Origin of the sequence: Amycolatopsis sp. MtRt-6 (genome assembly GCF_017308975.1) — a bacterium.
Lineage (GTDB): Bacteria > Actinomycetota > Actinomycetes > Mycobacteriales > Pseudonocardiaceae > Amycolatopsis.
In genome coordinates this window covers 53,093-72,942 of record NZ_JADWPD010000009.1, presented here as the reverse complement: position 1 = coordinate 72,942, position 19,850 = coordinate 53,093, and the positions used below count along the sequence as shown (strand labels likewise).

Below are 19,850 nucleotides of genomic sequence, written 5' to 3'. Positions count from 1 at the left end.
GTCAGCCCGCCGCGCAGAGGACGCCGTTGAGGGTGAACGCCGTCGGCAGGATGTTCGGCCCGCTGTAGTCAGCGGTGAACCCGACATCCACCCCCGCCGCCGTCGGGGCCGACGACGACACCGTCACCGTCGTCCCGTTCTGCGCCCAGGTGCCGTTCCAGCCGCCGGTGAGCCGCTGTCGCGCGGTCGGCCAGCTGAACGTCAACGTCCAGTCCCCCGCCACGCCGGTCGCCGTCACGCGGATGCCGCCGACGAAGCCGCTCGCCCAGTCGGTGACGTCGGTCATCCGGACCGTGCAGCTGCTCGTCGCCGGCGCGCCGGTCGTGAGCGTCAGCGGCGGGGAGGCCGCTGAGACGTTCCCGGCCGTGTCGCGCGCCAGCACGTTGACCGTGTACCGGCTGCCGGGCACGAGGTTCCCGACGTCGAGCGACGTGCCGGTGGTCTCGCCCCACTGCTCGCTCACCGCGCCCACCTGCCGGTAGACCTCGTACTTCGCGATCGGGTGGGCGCCCGGCGCGGCCGCGGGCCAGCTGATCGTCGCGGTCCGGTCGGTCGCCGTCCCGGTCGGCTGCCCGGGCGTCCCGGGCCCGCCGGACGCGGCGGCCGCGGGGTGCAGCACGAGGGTGGTGAGCGAATACGGCGGCAGCGTCTGGGAAGTGCTCGTCCCGGTCGCCGACTCCGCGAGAGCCGTGGCGCCGTTGGTGAAGGTGAACACCTGCGGCGCGCCCCCGGCCGGCGTGTAGCCCGCGTAGTCCAGCGTCACCGTCCTGGCCTGGTCGGGGTCCTTGTTGAGCAGCAGCACGGCGAGGTCGCCGTTCGGCCGCCGGACGGCGTGCGCGCTCACCAGCGGGTCGTCCGCGCCGGCGCGGACGAACTGGTCGCCGGGCCGCGCGAACGTGCTCAGCATCTTCAAGGCGTAGTAGGGCGCGAACGGCGTGTTGAGCGCGGGCTCGCAGCCGCCTTCCAAGCAGGTCGCGCTGGAGAGCAGGCCGGCGTCGCCGTAGTCGGGCTGTCCGGCCACAGTGGACAGTTTGGTCGCGCCGTTGTGCACGTTCCACCAGTCGACAGTGAAGACGCCGTTGGCCAGCAACGAACTGTAGGCCTCGGCGGCGAACAGCGCGCCGGGCTGGGTGTTCATCCCGACCGAAGTGTTCATCTCGGTCATCGCGATGCCGATCCGGCCCGAGTTCGCGCCGGCGTACCGCGTGATCTGGTCGCGCGCCAGGTAGATCATGTCGTCCACCTGCTCGGACCTGGTGAGCGATTCGGCGGCCGTCGAGCCGCTCGGGTACCAGTGCAGGATGACGAAGTCGATGTGCGGGCCCGCGATCGACAGCACGGTCTGGTTCCAGGTCGCCGCGTCGCCGGTGCCGACGATGCCGTCCGGCCAGTTCGCCGGGGTCGTCAGCACGGCACCGATCTTGACGCCCGGATCGACGGCCTTCATGGCCTTGGCGTAGTCGACGACGAGGCCGGCGTACCCGGCCGGGCTCTTGTCGGCGTGGTTGTCGGCTTCCCAGTTGGCCCCGTAGTGGCCGTTGCCGTAGAGCTCGTTGCCGATCTCCCAGTACTTGACGCCGTAGCCCTTGGTGACGTTGGCGTACCGCACCCAGTCCGCGGCCTCCTCCGGCGTGCCGGTGCCGTAGTTGGCGATGACGATCGGCTGTGCCCCGGCTCTTCGGACCCCGCCCATGAAGGTGTCGAAATCGGTGTTGGGCGCGACGTAACCGCCCGGCGCGGTGTGGTCCTTCCAGTGGTAGATGTCGCCGTAGGAGCCGCCGGGGTACCGCATCGCGCGGACACCCGCTCCTCCGAGCAGGTCGGCGACTTCATCGGTGCCCAGCTGGCTGTCCCACACCGCGTGGTTGACGCCGATCCCGGTGTCCGGCATGGTCGCCAGTCCGGCACGGGCGTTGACGGTGACGGTCGCCGTGGGCGTGGCCGCCGCCCCCGCGGTCGCCCCCGTTCCCGGCACCGCCGCGGCGAGCACGGCGATCACCGGCCACGCTGCCCAGCGCAGACGTCGAGCTGTCATGAAGGGTCCATCCTCTCGTCCCGCACGAACGGATGGCTGAGAGCGCTCTCAGAGAGAGAACCACCGGTCGTCGCGGAAGTCAATGCGGATCGCGCGCATCCCAGTCACCCCAACGGAACACGAACCGCCCCAATCGGGCTTCGAGGCCGATCACCAGGCTTGATCCGCGTCTCGGATCGGTCCTAGTCTTCAGCGTCGATGACTGCCGAGGAGGAGCTATGCGAGGCGCCGACCGCAACCGTGGCCACCTGTGGGTCGTCTGCTGCGCACTGTCCGCCGGTCTGCTGGCCGCGACGAGCCCGGCGGCGGAAGCAGCGCCGGCACCGCTGTACTCCCCCGGCGCTCCCGGCGCCGGGGACCCGTACTTCCCCGACATGGGCAACGGCGGCTACGACGTCGGCCACTACGACATCCGGCTGGCGTTCACCCCCGAAACCGGGGCGATCGACGCGACCACGACCGTTCTCGCCACGGCCACGCAGAACCTTTCCCGCTTCGACCTGGATTTCCAGGGACCGCTGACGATCAGCAAGCTGTCGGTGAACGGCCGGAACGCCGCCTTCACCCGCAGCGGCGCCCAGGAGCTGGTGATCACCCCGCCGGACGGGCTGCGGAAGGGGAGCCCGTTCGTCGTCTCGGTGAGCTACTCCGGCGTCCCGCGGAAGGTCGACGACCCCGCCCTCGGCGTCTCCGGCTGGGTCGCCACCAAGGACGGCGCGGTCGCGCTCAACCAGCCGATCGGCGCCGCGACCTACTACCCGGTGAACGACACCCCCACCGACAAGGCGACCTACACCCAGACCATCACCGTGCCGACCTGGCTCACCGTGCTGGCCAACGGTGAACCCGGGCCCACCACCACGCGCGATCACCGGACCACCTTCCGCTGGTCCATGAACCGGCCGATGGCCAGCGAGCTGAGCATGCTCGCGATCGGCGGCTACGACGTCACCCGCGGCGTGGCGGCCGGCGGGCTGCCGAACATCACCGCGATCGGCAAGCCGATCGACACGAAGCCCGGTCAGGGCAAGGTGTTCAACGAGACCACGGCGCAGATCGTCCAATGGGAATCCTCGCTGTACGGGCCGTACCCGTTCGACTCGACCGGCGGCATCCTCGCCGACGTCGGCGTCGGCTACTCCCTCGAGACACAGGGCCGCCCGGTCTACGACCAGCGCACCAGCGACGTCGACGGCGACCTGCTCGCCCACGAACTCGGCCACCAGTGGTTCGGCGACAGCCTCACCCCGGCGCGCTGGTCGGACATCTGGCTCAACGAAGGCTTCGCGACCTACTCGGAGTGGCTCTACCAGGAGAAGTTCAGCAACATCCCGGTGCAACAGACCTTCGCGAAGACCTACGCCGGCGAGAAGGACTGGAGCGGCGAAGTCGCCGACCCCGGACGCGACCACATCTTCGACGACCTGGTCTACAACCGCGGCGCGATGACACTGCACGCACTGCGCACGAAGATCGGCGACCGCGACTTCTTCCGGCTGCTCACGCTGTGGCCGGCAACGCACCGATACGGCAACGTCTCGACGCGGCAGTTCATCGAGTTCGTCGAGCGGCTGACCAACCGCGACCTCGGCTCGTTCTTCGACACCTGGCTGTACCGGCCGGGCAAGCCGACGCTCTGACCACGCCCGGCGGTGGCGCGACGCTGCCCGGCCGCCGGACCCGGTAGCCACCCGGCGGCCCCGCTCCCTGGCGGGGAGCGGGGCCGCTGGTCACGCGGGTTACCTGACGTACACCGAGTAGCCGATGCCACCCGACCTGGTTCCGTCGGCCGTGTTGCCCCGTACGAGGACCGCGTAGCTGCCCCGGTCCGGCGGGGCCCACGTCATCGTCCCCGCGCCCGAACCGTCCGCCGGCACCGTGACCTCCTCTGTCACGGCACCCGGGATGGAGTAGGTGTACGAGACGATTCCCGGCATCCCCGGCGTGAAGGTGAACGTGCCCGGCACGCCGGCACCGCCCGACCACTGGCTTTCCGGGTACTCCTTGGACGACACGTACGGCGCGCTCAAGATGTTGAAGTAGTACGTGATCTCCTGCGAGGAGACGTTGCCGGCCGTCACCGTACGCACCCGCAGGTTGTGGTCGGCCGAGCCTTCCGGCGGCAGCGGGGGCGTCCAGGCCAGCTCGGCGCGCCCGTTCTGAGCGGCCAGCTGCTGGAACGGACCCCAGTCGAACGAGTACTCGAACGCCACCGCGCCCGGCTGGCGGGCATCGAACGTGAACGCGCCGGGAAACACCCGCGCGTTTGCCTGGAACTCCTTCGAGGTCACCGCGGGACACCGTTCGTCACCGTCCACGTGATGTTGCCCGTCGACGACCACACGCCCGCCGTGCTCCTCGCGCGCACCACCATCTCGTAGTCTCACGGCGGTGACACCATGACCAGCCTCTCGCGGCGGGATGGCATGCTGATGTCAGCGCGCTGGTGAAGGTGTGGATTCGTTGACAGACTGGACGGATGCGCGTCGACAGTCGTGTCAGCTTGCCGGGGCTCCTGGTCGCAGGTGTCGCCTTCGCCGTGGCGTCGTGTTCGGCTACCGCTCCGCCGGCAGTGCCGGCTCCGACTCTGGCTGCGGTCGATGCTGCAGCCAGGACGGGCGCCTATCTGCACGACATCGAGCAGCAGGTCCTCGCGCCGCAGGGCGCCTCCTTGGGAACAGGCACCGTCGGCTACACCGGCCAACCAGGCATCGATTCCCATGCCGGCGAATGCGTGCCGGGTGAGGATCGCTTTGGCGAGGATCGAGTTGTCTTTGGAGCGGAAGGCGACTTGGCAGTGATAGACCGGCTACAAGCGAGCATCCGCGATTGGCTCGGGGCCAACGGGTTTTCGACTGTGGCTGACAACGCCGACAGGGTGGTCGCGAGGAATGAGGCCGGCTATTGGCTAGAGGTCAGCCATGCCGTCGGCAGCTGTTGCCCCACCATTTCGATGGCCTCACCGTGTGTCTACCCACCAGGGCGATAGACCTTGCGATGTAGGCACCGGCGCCGCGACTGACTGCTGCCGGGATCGACCCGGCACCGTTCGGAGCCGGCGACACCGCGCAAACAGAACAGCGCGGATCGATTACCACGAAATCTCGGGTAAATGTGTAGCGCAAGGGTTGGCCGGCGCGGTCGGTCAACCCGCCGCGTAGCAAGGTGTCGTTGAGCAGCCGGCAGAGAACCCTGCTGCTGATGATCTCGCTGCGCCAGCCGATCTTGCGTTGGAACAGGTGCGGCAGCAGCGGCCCGGTGAACATCGGCCTGCCGATCATCTCCGGATGACCGTCCGCGACGGCGAGGCTCGGCCGGATGTCAGCTTCGGCAACCGCAGCCGGGTGCGGCCTTCATGCCCAAGCGCATCAGCTCGCCCCATCCGCGGCACGCGCGGACGGGTTGCCCGCGCGAAAACCATTGGTGCTCGGCTTGCTCCGCTGATGGACTGACGCCCCGCCGGGAGTCTGCTGCGTGACGGAGGTAGTGGTTGTGACGGATTATGACGTGCTTGCCGAGGTGTACGAATGGCTCATCTCGGATGCAAAGTTGCCTCCGGCCGAGTTCGCCGCGTCGTTCGACGACGTCATCAGTCTCCTGCCGCCGGACGCTCACGTCCTCGACTGTTCGTGCGGAACCGGACAGTTGGCGGTTGGCCTCGCCGGTCGTGGCATACAGGTTGTCGCCACTGACGCCAGCGAAGCGATGGTCCGACGGACTGCAGAGTTGGCTGAGGAGTTCGGGGCAGCCGTCCGGGCCGTGCGGGCGACCTGGGAAGAGTTGCCCGGCCATTTCGAGGACAACACGTTCGACATGGTGTTCTGCGTTGGCAACTCGCTTCACCATGCCGCGGGCGCGACAGGCAGGGGCGCTGCTCTGGAGTCGATGTCACGGCTCTTGCGCCCTGGCGGGCGCTTGGTGCTCACATCCCGCACTTGGGAACTCGTGAGGGCCAGAGGTTCCCGGCTGGACATCAGTGACCGGCTCGTCCGCCGGAACGGTCGCGATGCCGTCGTGGTCTACCGCTGGGAGATCGCGCCGCATTGGGAGGAGGAGCACCACATCGAGATTGCGATCGCCCAGGTTGATGCGACCGGGTTGGTTCGTGTCCGCTCGGAACTGCTGTCCTGCTGGCCCTACCGGTACGAGGAACTCGAAGTCGAGCTGCACCGGGTCGGACTCCGGCCGGAAGTGAGCACGTTCGATCGTGAGGCCGAGAACTACATGGTGGTCGCGAGCAAGGTATAGACACCGGGCTCTCAGTCCCTGGCCGGACCGCGGTTGCCCGCAGGACGCTTGCGCCCTGTCGCCGGTGCGGGTTCAGGCGGTCAACGCAACTCCTGCTGCGTACGTCACGGCGAGCGGACACGGCGGCCCGCGTAGTTGCCGTCCCCGGGAACGGGCGGCCGCCCGGAGGCGATCCGCTCCACTTCGGACCACGGCACGCGCGGGTTGTCGAAGGCCACCGCCGGCTCCCACCGATTTCGCTGTGGACTGACCGAAGTCACCCGCGTCGCAGCGGTCACGAAACCCGGAGGCAGGTGATCCAGTAGTCGCCCTCGGGGTCCCGCGTGACGCCGTGGGTTTCGCTGGGGAACCCCGGGAAATGCCGGTCGAAGTCCTCCAGCGCCCGCAGGTAGCGCAAGGTGGGTTCGTCGTGGCCGCCGGCGTTCTCGCCCGGCATCAGGACCGGGATGCCCGGCGGGGTGGTGACGACCTGGGTGGCGACCGTGCGGTGGGCGAGCTCGGCGAGGCGGACCGGCTCGGTGCCGCCGCGCAGCAGCCGCTGGTAGGTCTGTGCCGGGGTGAGCTCCGGGCGCGGTGGGTGGGTGAACGCCGCGTCGAGGAGCGGGATGAGGTCGCTCCTGCGCAGGTGCGCGTGCATCTCGTCGCACAGGTCCCGCAGGGTCAGATCGCCGTAGCGGGCGGGGTGGGCCCGGACCAGGGCGGGCAGGACGTCGGCGAGGCGCGCTCCCGTGTCGTAGAGCGCCTTGAAGTCGAGGAGCCCGTCGATGAGCGTGCCCCACTTGCCCTTGGTGATGCCCATCGAGAAGAGGATCAAGCAGGTGTACGCGTCGGTCTTCTCGACGACGATGCGCCGGGTCTCGAGGTAGGCGGTGAGGATCCGCGCCGGGACGCCCTGCTCGGCCACGGTGCCCGCGGCGTCGGTGCCCGGGCAGGTGACACTGACCTTGACCGGGTCCAGCTGGCAGTAGCCCGCCTCCAAGCCGGGGAAGCCGTGCCAGGCCGCCCCCGGTTCGAGGCTCCAGCAGGCCGGCTCGGTGCGCAGCAGGTCCAGCGGGGCGTCCGCGAACGGGTGACGCTGTCCGGTGCGCGGATCGTCGACCTCGTCCGGCTGCCACGTGCCGAAGAACCAGGCGGGCCGGTCCCCCGCGGTGGCGATGCGGCGGCCGATGCGGGCCACCGCCTGCCGGAACCGGATGGCTTCGGTGACGGCCTCGTCGACCAGCCACCGGCCGCCCGGCCCGTCCATCATGCCGGCGGCGACGTCGAGCCCGGCGATCATCGGGTAGAGCGGTGACGTGGTCGCGTGCATCATGAACGTCTCGTTGAACTGCCGGTGGTCGACCGGCGACCGGGGCGAGCTCTTGACGTGCAGCATCGCGCTCTGGGACATCGCGGCGAGCAGCTTGTGGGTGGACTGGGTGCTGAACACGGTGGGCCGCACGGCATCGGGCACGACGTCGCCGTCGACGGCCATGCCGTAGCGGCGGGCGTAGAGCGGGTGGAACCGGGCGTAGGCGAACCACGCCTCGTCCAGGTGGAGCCGCGGCACGCTGGCGCCCAGCAGCTCGGCGACGTGGACGGCGTCGTAGCACAGGCCGTCGTAGGTCGAGTTGGTGATGACCGCGTACACCGGTTCCGGCGCGGCGCTCGCAGCCGCGAACGGGCTGCGCGGCACGAGGTCACCGATCGCTTCGCGGGTGAGCGCGGCGGGCGGGATCGGGCCCATCAGCCCGTAGCCGTTGCGCGTGGGCACGAGGTAGACCGGACGGCCGCCGGTGAGCGTCAGCCCGTGGTAGATCGCCTTGTGGCAGTTGCGGTCGACGAGCACCAGTTCGTCGGTGGCGACGCTCGCGTGCAGGGCGATGCGGTCACCGGTGGAATCGCCGTGCAGCACGAAGTAGGTCAGGTCGGCGCCGAAGATCCGGGCGGCGTTGCGCTCGGCGTCGCCGATCGGCCCGGTGTGCTCGAAGAGGGATCCCAGCTCCGCCACGGAAATCGAGAGATCGGTGCGGAACAGCCGTTCGCCGTAGTAGTCGAACAGCGCCCGCCCGACCGGCGATTTCAGGAAAGCCACCCCGCCCGCGTGGGCCGGCGTGTGCCAGGAATATTCGTGGGTGTCGTCGAACCGGCGGAGCTCCCGGAAGAACGGCGGCAGTATTTCGTCCCGGTAGCGGCGCGCGGCCACGCCGATCCGGCCGGCGATGAATCCCGGCGTGTCCTCCAGCAGCCACACGTACCCGCAGATCACTTCCGAAATCCACAGCGGCAGGTCGTCCACCGACGCCGTCGTCGTCACCAGGAACACCGGGAGCCGGGTGAACCGGCCGACCAGTGCTTTCAGCACGGCTTCGCTGCCTCTTCCGCCGTCCGCGAGGTCCCAGCTCACGAGGGCGGCGGCGAGGTCGGCACGGGTCTGCACGAGAGCCAGCGCGTCGTCGCCGGTGCCGGCGCGCACGACGTCGTGGCCGTCTTCCGCGAGGTGCTCGCAGATCCGGGCCAGCTGCGCATCGGGCACCGATCCCGGCGGAATTTCGTTCAACGCCAGCAGAACCGTCGAACCGGCCACGTCGATTCCTTTCCCGCAGATCCTTTCGGTTATAGCCGCCGGTCCGGGACGTCGTCGATCGGCCGGAAGTCTGATGCGCGGTTGCGCTTTCGGGAAATGCGCTCCGGAATGGTGCCTGTCAGTAGCGCTCCATCACACTTCCGTGGCTAGTCGTAACAGCCCTCGACAGTCCACTGTGGATCCTCCCCGACGGTGGCGCTCAGCAGCAGCGCGATGTCGCCGTCTTCCGCGGCGTCGCCTTCCAGGACCACCTGGACCCGGGCGAACGGCCGCTCGCCGCGGCGGCCGGGCAGCGCCGGGTGCACGAGCCACGGGCCCGCCGAGCCGAGGACCCGGCGGGGCGGCCCGCCGTCGACCGCGACCGTCGACGGCGGGTAGCCCAGCTCGCCGCGCGCGGTGCAGCGGACGACGTCGCCGACCGCGTCGAGCACCTCCGCCGGCACCGGGTGGGGCGGCACGACCGTCGGTGACGGCGCGGGCAGGCGGCCCGGCCACGGGCGGTCCGCGAGGAGGGGGCGGCGCGGCTCGCCCCACGGGATGAGCCGGACGCGTTCGGCCGGGCCGCGGCCGCCGTCCAGCAGCGGGGTGACGACCGCGTCCGGGCCCAGCAAGCCCTGGATGCGGACCAGGGCGCGGCCGGCGCGTTCGGCGGCGCCGGCGTCGGGGCCGACCGAGCCGAGCTGCAGCTGCAGCGCCTGGCCGCCGACGACCTCTTCGGGATCGAGGCGCAGCCGGACGATGCCCGCGGTGGGCCGGTCCCGCGTGGTGAGCCAGCCTTCGCACTGCCACCGCACGCGGTCGGCCGTCGCGCGGGCGGTGAGGGGCTCGGCGCAGCGCCAGACGCGGACGCGTTCTTCGCCGGCTTCGGTGACGGCGACGATGGCCAGGCGCGTGCAGGCGAGACCGTGGTTCGCGAGCCCGGCGAAGAAGCGTTCGCCGAGGGTCTTCGCGACGAAGGCGGCTTCGTCGATTCTTTGCAGGGGGTCGTCGAAGGTTTCGGTGACCGCCAGGTCCGGCGGGAGGGCACGGCGCAGGGGCGGGCGTTCGGAGCGGCCACGGGCGAGCCGGTGGGCGGCGATGGCGTCCTGCGGGAAGCGGCCGGCGACGTCGCGTTCGGCCAGCGCGGCGAACGCGCCGAGGGTGCGCAGGCCGAGCCGCTTGAGCAGGTCGACGAGCTCGCCGCGGTCGTCACCCGGCTGGTTCAGCTCGGCGATGGAGAGCGGCGCGAGGAACTCCTTCGCTTTCCCGCGTGGCACGAGAGCCGACCGCCGGGCGGCGAGGGTGGCGGCGAACAGCCCGTCGGCGATCCCGACCTGGCATTCGACGCCGGCCCGCGCGGCGACCTCGTCGATGAGCAGCTCGGCGAGGGCGGCCTCCCCGCCGAAGTACCCGGCGGCCCCGTCGACGGGCACGGCGACGATGCCCGGCCGCACGACCTCGACCCCGACGGCCTGCGCTTCGACGGCGGCGGCCACGGGTTCGAACAGCCGGGCATCGCGATCGGGATCGTGCTGGTGCACGAGGAGCCCCGGACTGCGCGACTGGGCATCCCGGCGCCGCATCCCCCGCCCGACACCGTGCTGCCGCGCGGAGGCGGAGCAGGCCACGACGCGGTTGCCGGCGAAGACGGCGGCGGGAGCGGTGGGTGGGGCGCCGGCAGCGGCCCCGGCGGCGACGACCGGCCAGTCCGGGCACCACAGCACGAGCAACCGTGGCGCAGCACTCATCCGGCGGCCGGCGGGTGCTGCCGGGGCGGAAGCGGGAGCGGGAGCGCCGCGGGCAGGGGGCGCTCGGGCAGGTTTGCCGCCGCGGCCGTGAGGGGGACCGGAACTCGCGTGATCGGAAGCGGATCTCGCGTGACCGGGACCGAAACCCGCGCGACCGGAAGCGGCACTCGCGTGACCGGGACCGAAACCCGCGCGACCGGGACCGAAACCCGCGCGACCGGGACCGGCACTCGCGTGACCGGGAGCGGCACTCGGGTGGTCATGCCTCGACCCGGCCGCCCGCGGGGGTTCGCCGGCTTGCCATCGACGTCACCCGGCCACCTCGGCCAGCCGTCGTCCCGGCAAGCCGGCGCCGGCCACCGCCCCTTCCGGGCCCGGCAGCTGCAACCCCACCGACGACGGGCGCGCCGCCGCGCCCCGGCCCCGGCTCGTCGCCACCACGTCGCGGGTGCGCAGGTGGCCGTGGCCGTCCGGGGTCAGGCCGTGCCAGCGGCGGCCCGACACCTTCAGCTCCAGGTCCGCTCCCGGCCACGCCCCCGCCTTCAGCAGGACCGTTCCCCGGTTGCGGACCCGGTCCGTCAGCCGGCGAGCCGTCTGCGGCGGCACCGAAGCCGGGCCGAGGACCACCAGGTCGAAGCCGTCTACCAGGGCCGACAGCACCGCCACCAGCTCCGCGCCCGGGTCCGGCACCAGCGCGACGCGCTCCAGGTCGACGCCGAGCTCCGCCGCCGCGGCCAGGCCCAGGTCCGGCAGGCCCGTCACCGCCGCCCAGGAACCGTTGCGGGTTGCCGCCGCGAGGAGAGCCAGCACCAGGGACCTCGCGCCGCGGACCGCGACCGTGCTGCCGCGCCGCAGACCGCCGCCGGGGAGGAGGCCGGCCAGCTCGGGCAGCACCGTCAGCACGTCCCCGTCGCCCGGCTCACGCAGCTGCGCCGCCGTGCGGATCCCCGGGATGGCCGTGAGCGCCTCCGGCACCGCCACCACCGCTCACCTCCAGCACCACGTACTCGTACCGGAGACGCCCACCGGCGCACCCAGACTCATCGAACACTTGTTCGCATAGTGCGAGACGCGGCGCCCGCTGTCAAGCCGGGGGCCACGCCCGGGGGAGGACGCCGCTGACGTACCGCACGTCGCCCGTGCGCAGGTCGTCGTCCCCCAGCGGGGCGAGGCCGTGAGCGGCGAGCAGCTCGCGGACGGTGTTCCCGCGCAGCACCCAGCCACGAGTCGCCAGGAAGGTCTCCACGTCGCTGCGTTCACCGGAATAGCGCAGCTTCGCCATGTCCGTGTCGAAGCCCTCCGCACGCCAGCGCCCGGAGATCCGGTCCAGGCCGGCCTTCGTCTTCTCCTCGTCGCCCGGTCGCGGGCCGGGCCGGTTTTCCGTCGCCAGCCTGCTGCCCGGCGCGCTGAGCCCGGTGACGACGTCCAGCAGGCGGTCCTGCGCCTCGGGCGGCAGGTAGCCGAGCAGGCCTTCGGCGCTCCACGCGGTCGGCCGCCGCGGGTCGAAGCCGAAGCCGTACAGCGCGGCCGGCCAGTCCTCGCGCAGGTCGGCCGGGACCACCCGCCGGTCGGCGGTGGGCTCCGCACCCAACTCGGCCAGGGTGCGGGTCTTGAACTCGAGGACCTCCGGCCGGTCGACCTCGTACACGACGGTCCCGGCGGGCCACGGCAGCCGGTACGCGCGCGAATCCAGCCCCGCGCCCAGGATCACGACCTGCGGGAGCGTCGACTCGCGGAAGAACACGTCGTAGAACCGGGTCCGCACCTTGGCCACGTCGATCCAGACCTGCTCGACCAGGTCGCCGGGCGCGGTTTCGCCGCTCGCCAGCCGGGTGAGCAGGTCGACGCCGACGGCCCGGACGAGCGGTTCGGCGAACCGGTCGTCGACGCGCGCGGGATCCGAGCGGGTCGCGATCGCCCGCGCCGCCGCGGCCATCGTGGCGGTCGCGCCGACGCTCGACGCCGGATCCCAGGTGTCGCCGTCATGCCGGGAAGCCACCCCCGGATTCTGCCCGATCCCTGTGACGCAGCTCGCGGTCACACCGCCGGCCGCCGTCTCGTCCAGGGGGTGAAGCGAGAAAAGAGGACGAAATGCGCCGGATCCTGATCGTCGGTGGTGGTTACGCCGGTTTTTACGCCGCCTGGAAGCTCGAGAAGAAGCTGCGTCGCGGGGAGGCCGAGGTCACTCTCGTCGACCCGCGGCCCTACCTGACCTACCAGCCGTTCCTGCCCGAGGTCGTGGCCGGCTCGGTCGAGGCCCGGCACGCCGGGGTGCCGCTGCGGCGGCACCTGCGCCGCACCCGGATCGTCGCCGGGAAGGTGACCGCCATCGACCACAGCCACCGCGTCGTCACCGTGCAGCCTGCCGACGGCGAAGCCTTCGAAGAGAGCTACGACCTGATCGTCGTCACCGCCGGCGCGGTCACCCGGACGCTGCCCGTGCCCGGCATCGCCGACCAGGCCATCGGCCTCAAGCACGTCGAAGAGGCCGTCGCGATCCGGGACCGGCTGCTCACCGCCTTCGACCGCGCCGCCGCGCTGCCCGAAGGCCCACGACGCCGGAAGCTGCTCACCGTCACCTTCGTCGGCGGTGGCTTCTCGGGTGTCGAGGGCTTCGGCGAGCTGCTGTCGCTGGCGACGGCGTTGCTCAAGCGCTACCCCGAACTGCACCGCGACGAGCTGCGGTTCCACCTCGTCGAGGCGTCGGACCGCATCCTGCCCGAGGTCACCGACGAGCCGGGCCGCTGGGTCGTGCGGGAACTGCGGCGCCGCGGTGCCCACGTCCACCTGAACACCCTGGTGACGTCGGCGAAGGACGGTCACGTGACGCTTTCGACCGGCGAGGAGTTCGACGCCGAGCTGATCGTCTGGACCGCGGGCAACGGCGCCAACCCGGTCGTCGGGCGGCACACCGACCTGCCGGTCGACGAACGCGGTTACCTCGTCGTGCGGCCGGATCTGCGGGTCGAGGGCGTGGCCGGCGCCTGGGCCGCCGGGGACGACGCCGCCGTACCCGACCTCACCTCGCCGGTGCCGGGCACGCGGACCGTGCCCAACGCCCAGCACGCCTACCGGCAGGGAAAGCTGCTGGCCCGCAACATCGTCGCGACGCTGCGCGGCCGGGAACCGAAGCCGTACGTCCACCACAGCCTCGGCGCGATCGCGACGCTCGGCCTGGGCCGCGGGATCTTCCAGTACAAGCGGCTCGTCATCAAGGGCCTGCCGGCGTGGCTCATGCACCGCGGCTACCACGTGCTCGCCGTGCCCACCTGGGAACGCAAGGTCCGGGTGCTCGCGGTGTGGCTGACGCAGGCGCTGTTCGGCCGCGACATCCTCAGCCTGGCGTCGGTGCAGCACCCACGTGACGCCTTCGTGGCGGCGGGCCGCACCGAAGCCGGCGCGGCCCGCCCCGATCAGCCCGCGAAGGGACTGTCGTCGATCCCGCAGGTCGTGCCCGCGGCCGGGCAGGTCCCCGAGATCCGGTAGTCCCGCTTGCCTTCTCGGTGCACGTGCCCGGCACGAGCATCGACGAGTGCCCGTAGCCCTCGGTCGAACCGCGCGCGCAGCTCGTCGGAGAACAGCCACGGCCACTTGCCGCGCTCCCGCAGTCGCCGGTGCCGCGGACGCGACCGCGGGCCCCACCGCGACGAAAAGATCACTGGCACCCAGCGTCACTACTTAGCTATAGTGCTAGGTAACTAGATAAATGGAGTTGCCGATGATCGAGTTCCACCTGGACACGAGGTCCGGCCTGTCGCCGTACCAGCAGCTGGTCCAGCAGGTGCGGCACGCGCTGCGCCTCGGCCTGCTGTCCGAGGGAGACCAGCTGCCGAAGGTCAAGGACGTCGTCACGAGCCTCGCGATCAACCCGAACACCGTGCTGAAGGCCTACCGCGAGCTGGAGCACGACGGCCTCGTCGCGGCCCGGCCCGGCGTCGGCACCTTCGTGACGGCGACGCTCAACGGCGGCGCCTCGTTCGCCGCGATGGGCCCGTTGCGGCAGGAGCTGCGCCGCTGGCTGGGCAAGGCCCGCAAGGCCGGTCTCGACGAAGAGAGCATCGAGGCCCTGCTGATGTCCACGTTTCGCGACTCCGCCAGAGAGGGAATAGCGTGACCGTCCTGCGCGCCCAGGGACTGGGCAAGAAGTACCAGCGCAAGCACGCGCTCACCGGCTGCACGCTGGAGATCGAAGCCGGCCACGTCACCGGGCTCGTCGGGCCCAACGGCGCCGGCAAGTCGACGCTGCTGAACATCGCGGCCGGCATGCTGGAGCCGACGACCGGCACGATCGAGGTGTGCGGCGGGGTGCCGGGCAGCGGCCCGGAGCAGCTGGCCAAAGTCGGCTACGTCGCCCAGAACACTCCGGTCTACAGTGGACTGACCATCGAAGAGCACCTGCGGCTCGGCGCCCGCCTCAACCCGGGCTGGGACGCCTCGCTCGCCGAAAAACGCGTCGAACGGCTCGGGCTCGACCCGAAGCAGCACGCCGGCAAGCTCTCCGGTGGCCAGCGTGCCCAGCTGGCGCTCACGATCGGCATCGCCAAGCGCCCCGAGCTGCTGCTGCTCGACGAGCCGGTCGCCGCGCTGGACCCGCTGGCGCGCCGGGAGTTCCTGCAGGACCTCATGGAAGCCGTCGCCGAACACGGGCTGTCCGTCGTGATGTCCTCCCACCTGGTCCACGACCTCGAGCGGGTCTGCGACCACCTCGTCGTCCTGGTGGCCTCGCAGGTCCGCGTGATCGGCGAGGTGGAGACGCTGCTCGCCACGCACCACCGGCTCACCGGGCCGCGCCGCGACCTCGACACGCTGCCGGCCGACCAGCACGTCGTCTCGGCGAAGCACACCGACCGCCAGACCACCGTCCTCGTCCGTACCGAGGCGCCGATCCTCGATCCCGCGTGGACGGTCGGGCAGCTCGGCCTGGAGGACCTCGTCCTCGAGTACATGAGCAACCCCACCGCCGCCCGCCCCGCCCTGGAGGTCCTCCGATGACCTGGCTGACCTGGCGCCAGTTCCGCCTCCCCGCGCTGTCGGTGTTCGCGGGCCTGATCGCGATCGCCCTCGTGCTCGCGGTCACCGGACCCGATCTGGTGGGCCGCACCGACTTCTCCGACCAGGACGTCCTCTTCAGCGGCACGATCCTGGTGCTGTACCTGCTGCCCGCGGTGATCGGCGTCTTCTGGGGCGTCCCGATGATCACCCGCGAGCTGGAGAGCGGCACGCACAGTCTCGTCTGGAACCAGACCGTCACGCGCAAGCAGTGGCTCACGACCAAGCTCGGGTTCGGTCTCCTCGCCGCGATGCTCGCCGCCGCGGTGCTGAGCGCCGCGGTCTCCTGGTGGGCGAGCCCGATCGACGCGCTCGCCGCGCAGCAGACCGATCGCGGCATGCTGCCCCGCATCGCGCCCGTGGTGTTCGGCGCGCGCGGCATCGTCCCGATCGGCTACGCGGCCTTCGCCCTCGCGCTCGGGGTCGCGGTCGGGATGCTGCTGAAGCGGACCGTGGCCGCCATGGCCGTCACCCTCGTGACGCTCGCCGCCGTGCTGCTCCTGGTGCCGAACTTCGTGCGGCCGTACCTGCTGCCGCCGCAGACGCTGACGGTCCCGATCGTCGGCAGGGACATCACGAACATCACCGGCAACGACAAGGAGGGGATCACCGAGATCGGCGTGCGGAAGCCGGCCGGCGCGTGGGAGCTGGCGAACGAAACGGTGGACCCGGCCGGGCAGGTCGCCGACCCGCTGCCGGAGTTCGTGCAGGTCTGCGCTCCGAGGCCGGGTGCGGGCCCGCCGGAGCGCGGCACGATGGAACGGTGCATGGCCCAGCTGGGCACGCACGGCTACCAGCAGCGCCTGACCTTCCAGCCGGGGTCCCGGTTCTGGCCGCTGCAGTGGCTCGAACTCGCGCTCTACCTCGCCATGACGGCCCTGCTCACCTGGTTCTGCTTCCGCCGTCTCCGCCACCTGTCCTGACGAAATCCGACTGGGGGATTCATGCGTACTCTCGCGGTGGCCACCGCCTTGACCGTGGCTTTGTCGACACCCGCTTCGGCGGCCACGACGCCGTCTCTGCCCCGCCCGGCCGGGCACCAGCCCGTCGGCGTCACCACACTGTCCCTCAAGGACACTTCGCGCCCCGACCCGTGGGTGCCGGCCGTACCCTACCGGGAGCTGATGGTCTCCGTCTTCTACCCGGCGACCTCGGCGAACGGGCCGAAGAAGCAGTACATGACCCCGCTCGAGTCCACCCGCAACCTCGAGCGGCAGAACATCCCGGGCCTGCCCCTGGACGTCCTCAGCACGGTCCGGACGAACGCCGTCGTCGACGCGAAGCCGGCCGGGCGGCGGCACAGCCTGCCGCTGGTCGTGCTGTCCCCCGGCTGGACGCAGCCCCGGGCGACGCTCACCGCGCTGGCCGAAGACCTCGCCAGCCGCGGGTACGCCGTCGCGGCGATCGACCACACCTACGAAAACCGCGCCACCACCTTCCCCGACGGCCACGTCACCGGCTGCGCCGCCTGCGAGGTCGACGACCTGCCGGGGTTCTGGGAGAAGTTCGCGCAGGTCCGGTCGAAGGACACGTCGTTCGTGCTCGACTCGCTGTTGTCCTCGCAGTGGGGCGCGCTGATCGACCGCAACCGGATCGGCATGACCGGCCACTCCGCGGGTGGCGCGATCACCACCCAGGCGATGCTGGCCGATCCCCGGATCCGCGCCGGGGCCGACATCGACGGCAGTGTCCACGTCCCGGTTCCGGCGTCCGGGCTGGCCCGGCCGTTCCTGTTCCTGGGCAGCACGGACTACTACACCCCGGGCGCTCCCGGTCCGTACGACGACTGGGAAACGGACTGGGCGCACCTCACCGGCTGGAAGCGCTGGCTGATGGTGTCCGGCACGGTCCACGCGTCGTTCACCGACCTCGGCGTGCTCGCCGAGCAGCTGGGCGTCGACATCGGCGACTCGATCGACCCCTACCGCGCGCTGGCCGTCACCCGGACGTACGTAAGCGCTTTCTTCGATCTGCACCTGCGCTGCCGTCCGCAACCGCTGCTGACCGCGCCCTCGCCCGCTTACCCGGAAGTGACCTTCATCGGATGAAACTGAAGAGCCTCATGGTCGTCACCGCACTCACGCTCGCGCTGACCTCATCGACAGCCTCGGCGGAACCGGCCCTCGCGCTGGCGGAACCGACCGGTGACCGGCCGGTCGGCACGACGTCGCTGTACCTCAAGGACACCTCGCGCCCCGACCCGTGGGTGCCGTCGGTGCCCTACCGCGAGCTGATGGTTTCCCTCTTCTACCCGGCGGTTCCCGCACCAGGGCCGAAAAAGCAGTTCATGTCGGAGGCCGAAGCGAAGGCCGTCTTCGACGAAGCCGGCATCGAAGGCATCCCGCCGTTGGTCATGACGACGGTCCGCACCGACGCCGTCGTCGACGCGCGGCCGGCCGGGCGCGGGCTGCCCGCCGTCGTCCTGTCCCCCGGCTTCAAGCGACCCCGCGCCGAGCTGATGTCGCTGTCCGAAGACCTGGCGAGCCACGGCTACCTGGTGATCCTGGTCGACCACACCTACGAGAACGTGGCCACCACCTTCCCGGGCGGCCGGGTCACCGGCTGCGCGGCCTGCGGCAGCTACGACCTGGAGTTCTGGCAGAAGCTGGGGCGCGGCCGGGCGAAGGACGTCTCGTTCGTCCTGGACTCGCTGGCGCGCTCGAAGTGGGCGCCGCTGCTCGACAACACCCGGATCGGCATGGCCGGGCACTCCGTCGGCGGCGCGAGCGCGATCGGCACCATGGTGGCCGATCCGCGGCTCAAGGCCGGGATCGACATCGACGGGACCACGGACGACCCGCTGCTCGCGCCCGGGCTCGACCGGCCGTTCCTGTTCCTGGGCCGGGCGAACACGTACACGCCGGGCACCGGCGACGAAGCCGGGTCCTGGGAACGGGACTGGGCGCAGCTCAAGGGCTGGAAACGCTGGCTCACCGTGGCCGGCGCGCAGCACCCGTCGTTCACCGACATCGGCCTGGTGGGCGAGCAGCTGGGCCTCGGCTTCGGCGCGACCACCCCGGCCGTGCGCGGGCAGGCGATCACCGCGGCGTACGTCCGGGCGTTCTTCGACCGGCACCTGCGCGGCAAGCCGCAGCCGCTGCTGGACCAGCCGTCGGCGCGGTACCCGGAGGTCGCCTTCGCCCGGACGTCGACGCCGTACCTGCCCGCCCCGACCGGCGACCGGCTGGTGGGCAGCACGGCGGTGTACCTGAAGGACACTTCGCGCCCCGACCCGTGGGTGCCGTCGGTCCCCTACCGGGAACTGATGGTGACCCTGTTCTACCCGGCCGCGTCGGCGAAGGGCCCGAAGACGCAGTACCTGACCCCGGCGGAGTCGGCGGCGTTGCTGCAGGGCAGCGGCCTCGACGTGCCCGCGGACCTGCTCACGACGATGGTGACCAACTCGGTGGCCGACGCCCGCCCCGCCGGACGCGGGCTGCCGCTGGTCGTGCTGTCCCCGGGCTACACCAAGCCCCGCGCCACGCTGAGCACGCTGGCCGAGGACCTGGCGAGCCACGGGTACGCGGTCGCGTTGATCGGCCACACGCACGAGAACACCGGCCAGAGCTTCCCGGACGGGCACTTCGCCGGGTGCGCCTCCTGCGAGGTCCCGCACGATGACACGTTCTGGCAGAAGCTGGAACGGGGCCGGGCCGCCGACGTCTCGTTCGTGCTGGACTCGCTGCTCCGCTCCCGGCCGGGTCTGATCGACCCCGCGCGGATCGGCATGGCCGGGCACTCCGTGGGCGGCGGGAGCACCATCCCCGCAATGGTCGCGGACGACCGGATCAAGGCGGGGATCGACATCGACGGGTCCAACAAGGTCCCGCTGACCGCACCGGGGTTGTCGCGGCCGTTCCTGTTCGTCAACCACGAGCAGGTGCCGAAGTGCGCGCCGGGCAACGTGGAGTGGGAACGGGACTACGCGCAGCTGACCGGGTGGAAGCGGTGGATCGAGGTGGCGGGCACGCAGCACGCGTCCTTCACCGACGTCGGGCTGCTGGCCGAGGAGTTCGGCGTCCCCCTGCGCGGCCCGAACGCGGCGGCGCGGGCGAGCGAGATCACCCGCGCGTACGTGAACGCGTTCTTCGACCGGCACCTGCGTGGCGAACCGCGGCCGATCCTCGACCGGCCGGGCTACCCGGAAGTCTCGTTCTGCCGGTGAAAAGCCGTCGTGAGTGAGAAACAGTGTGCTAACACTGTTTCTCACTCACGACCTTCCCCC

The 19,850-nt window shown here is 71.3% G+C and carries 15 protein-coding genes; 8 read left to right on the top strand and 7 right to left on the bottom strand.

Annotated features, from left to right (window positions below):
• Nucleotide 1 precedes the first annotated feature (1 nt).
• Complete coding sequence (locus I4Q55_RS17275; protein ID WP_242546183.1) at nt 2-2,035, bottom strand: cellulose binding domain-containing protein; 2,034 nt, start codon at nt 2,033-2,035, stop codon at nt 2-4.
• A gap of 218 nt (nt 2,036-2,253) precedes the next feature.
• Here I4Q55_RS17275 and I4Q55_RS17270 point away from each other — a divergent pair, with 218 nt between their 5' ends.
• Entirely contained in the window at nt 2,254-3,675 is a 1,422-nt protein-coding gene (locus I4Q55_RS17270; RefSeq protein WP_206788956.1) for a M1 family metallopeptidase, read from the top strand.
• A gap of 99 nt (nt 3,676-3,774) precedes the next feature.
• Here the strand turns inward: I4Q55_RS17270 and I4Q55_RS17265 are convergent, their stop codons facing one another.
• Together I4Q55_RS17265 and I4Q55_RS17260 are read right to left on the bottom strand one after the other, a co-directional pair.
• The gene (locus tag I4Q55_RS17265) at nt 3,775-4,326 is read right to left on the bottom strand and encodes a hypothetical protein (protein ID WP_206788955.1); all 552 of its coding nucleotides are present in this window, start codon (nt 4,324-4,326) and stop codon (nt 3,775-3,777) included.
• A 624-nt stretch (nt 4,327-4,950) separates the two neighbouring features.
• Nucleotides 4,951-5,316 carry a hypothetical protein gene (locus tag I4Q55_RS17260; RefSeq protein WP_206788954.1) on the bottom strand — a complete coding sequence of 122 codons (366 nt, stop codon included), beginning with the start codon at nt 5,314-5,316 and terminating at the stop codon, nt 4,951-4,953.
• Between the two features lie 193 nt (nt 5,317-5,509).
• Here I4Q55_RS17260 and I4Q55_RS17255 point away from each other — a divergent pair, with 193 nt between their 5' ends.
• Complete coding sequence (locus tag I4Q55_RS17255) at nt 5,510-6,283, top strand: class I SAM-dependent methyltransferase (protein WP_307793234.1); 774 nt, start codon at nt 5,510-5,512, stop codon at nt 6,281-6,283.
• 274 nt (nt 6,284-6,557) lie between these two features.
• Here I4Q55_RS17255 and I4Q55_RS17250 read toward each other — a convergent pair whose 3' ends face one another.
• The 4 genes from I4Q55_RS17250 to I4Q55_RS17235 all read right to left on the bottom strand — a co-directional run bounded on the left by I4Q55_RS17250 (nt 6,558) and on the right by I4Q55_RS17235 (nt 12,575).
• Nucleotides 6,558-8,849 carry an Orn/Lys/Arg decarboxylase N-terminal domain-containing protein gene (locus I4Q55_RS17250; protein ID WP_206788953.1) on the bottom strand — a complete coding sequence of 764 codons (2,292 nt, stop codon included), beginning with the start codon at nt 8,847-8,849 and terminating at the stop codon, nt 6,558-6,560.
• A gap of 146 nt (nt 8,850-8,995) precedes the next feature.
• The gene (locus I4Q55_RS17245; RefSeq protein WP_206788952.1) at nt 8,996-10,576 is read right to left on the bottom strand and encodes a DNA polymerase Y family protein; all 1,581 of its coding nucleotides are present in this window, start codon (nt 10,574-10,576) and stop codon (nt 8,996-8,998) included.
• Nucleotides 10,577-10,885: 309 nt separating this feature from the next.
• Complete coding sequence (locus I4Q55_RS17240; RefSeq protein WP_206788951.1) at nt 10,886-11,557, bottom strand: hypothetical protein; 672 nt, start codon at nt 11,555-11,557, stop codon at nt 10,886-10,888.
• 103 nt (nt 11,558-11,660) lie between these two features.
• Nucleotides 11,661-12,575, bottom strand: coding sequence for an SAM-dependent methyltransferase (locus I4Q55_RS17235; protein ID WP_374194474.1), 915 nt, complete (start codon nt 12,573-12,575; stop codon nt 11,661-11,663).
• 92 nt (nt 12,576-12,667) lie between these two features.
• Between I4Q55_RS17235 and I4Q55_RS17230 the strand changes: the two genes are divergently transcribed.
• From I4Q55_RS17230 to I4Q55_RS50585, 6 genes are all read left to right on the top strand, one after another.
• A complete protein-coding gene (locus tag I4Q55_RS17230) occupies nt 12,668-14,062 on the top strand; it encodes an NAD(P)/FAD-dependent oxidoreductase (protein ID WP_206788950.1) in 1,395 nt (464 codons plus the stop codon).
• A 232-nt stretch (nt 14,063-14,294) separates the two neighbouring features.
• Nucleotides 14,295-14,690, top strand: coding sequence for a GntR family transcriptional regulator (locus I4Q55_RS17225; protein ID WP_206788948.1), 396 nt, complete (start codon nt 14,295-14,297; stop codon nt 14,688-14,690).
• On the top strand, nt 14,687-15,568 hold the full coding sequence (locus I4Q55_RS17220) for an ABC transporter ATP-binding protein (protein ID WP_206788947.1): 882 nt from the start codon (nt 14,687-14,689) through the stop codon (nt 15,566-15,568). The genes I4Q55_RS17225 and I4Q55_RS17220 overlap by 4 nt, the downstream gene beginning before the upstream one ends.
• Nucleotides 15,565-16,548, top strand: a complete 984-nt coding sequence (locus I4Q55_RS17215; protein WP_206788945.1) for an ABC transporter permease subunit — start codon at nt 15,565-15,567, stop codon at nt 16,546-16,548. Before I4Q55_RS17220 ends, I4Q55_RS17215 begins: the two co-directional genes overlap by 4 nt.
• A gap of 21 nt (nt 16,549-16,569) precedes the next feature.
• Nucleotides 16,570-17,673 carry an alpha/beta hydrolase gene (locus tag I4Q55_RS17210; RefSeq protein ID WP_206788943.1) on the top strand — a complete coding sequence of 368 codons (1,104 nt, stop codon included), beginning with the start codon at nt 16,570-16,572 and terminating at the stop codon, nt 17,671-17,673.
• On the top strand, nt 17,670-19,790 hold the full coding sequence (locus tag I4Q55_RS50585; RefSeq protein WP_206788941.1) for an esterase: 2,121 nt from the start codon (nt 17,670-17,672) through the stop codon (nt 19,788-19,790). Before I4Q55_RS17210 ends, I4Q55_RS50585 begins: the two co-directional genes overlap by 4 nt.
• The last annotated feature ends 60 nt before the right edge of the window (nt 19,791-19,850 follow it).

Excerpts from the sequence above, each read along its gene's own strand:
- I4Q55_RS17215 (WP_206788945.1), top strand. The coding sequence starts at position 15,565 with ATGACCTGGCTGACCTGGCGCCAGTTCCGCCTCCCCGCGCTGTCGGTG.
- I4Q55_RS17275 (WP_242546183.1), bottom strand. The coding sequence starts at position 2,035 with ATGACAGCTCGACGTCTGCGCTGGGCAGCGTGGCCGGTGATCGCCGTG.
- I4Q55_RS17260 (WP_206788954.1), bottom strand. The coding sequence starts at position 5,316 with ATGATCGGCAGGCCGATGTTCACCGGGCCGCTGCTGCCGCACCTGTTC.
- I4Q55_RS50585 (WP_206788941.1), top strand. The coding sequence starts at position 17,670 with ATGAAACTGAAGAGCCTCATGGTCGTCACCGCACTCACGCTCGCGCTG.
- I4Q55_RS17245 (WP_206788952.1), bottom strand. The coding sequence starts at position 10,576 with ATGAGTGCTGCGCCACGGTTGCTCGTGCTGTGGTGCCCGGACTGGCCG.
- I4Q55_RS17210 (WP_206788943.1), top strand. The coding sequence starts at position 16,570 with ATGCGTACTCTCGCGGTGGCCACCGCCTTGACCGTGGCTTTGTCGACA.
- I4Q55_RS17270 (WP_206788956.1), top strand. The coding sequence starts at position 2,254 with ATGCGAGGCGCCGACCGCAACCGTGGCCACCTGTGGGTCGTCTGCTGC.
- I4Q55_RS17230 (WP_206788950.1), top strand. The coding sequence starts at position 12,668 with ATGCGCCGGATCCTGATCGTCGGTGGTGGTTACGCCGGTTTTTACGCC.
- I4Q55_RS17225 (WP_206788948.1), top strand. The coding sequence starts at position 14,295 with ATGATCGAGTTCCACCTGGACACGAGGTCCGGCCTGTCGCCGTACCAG.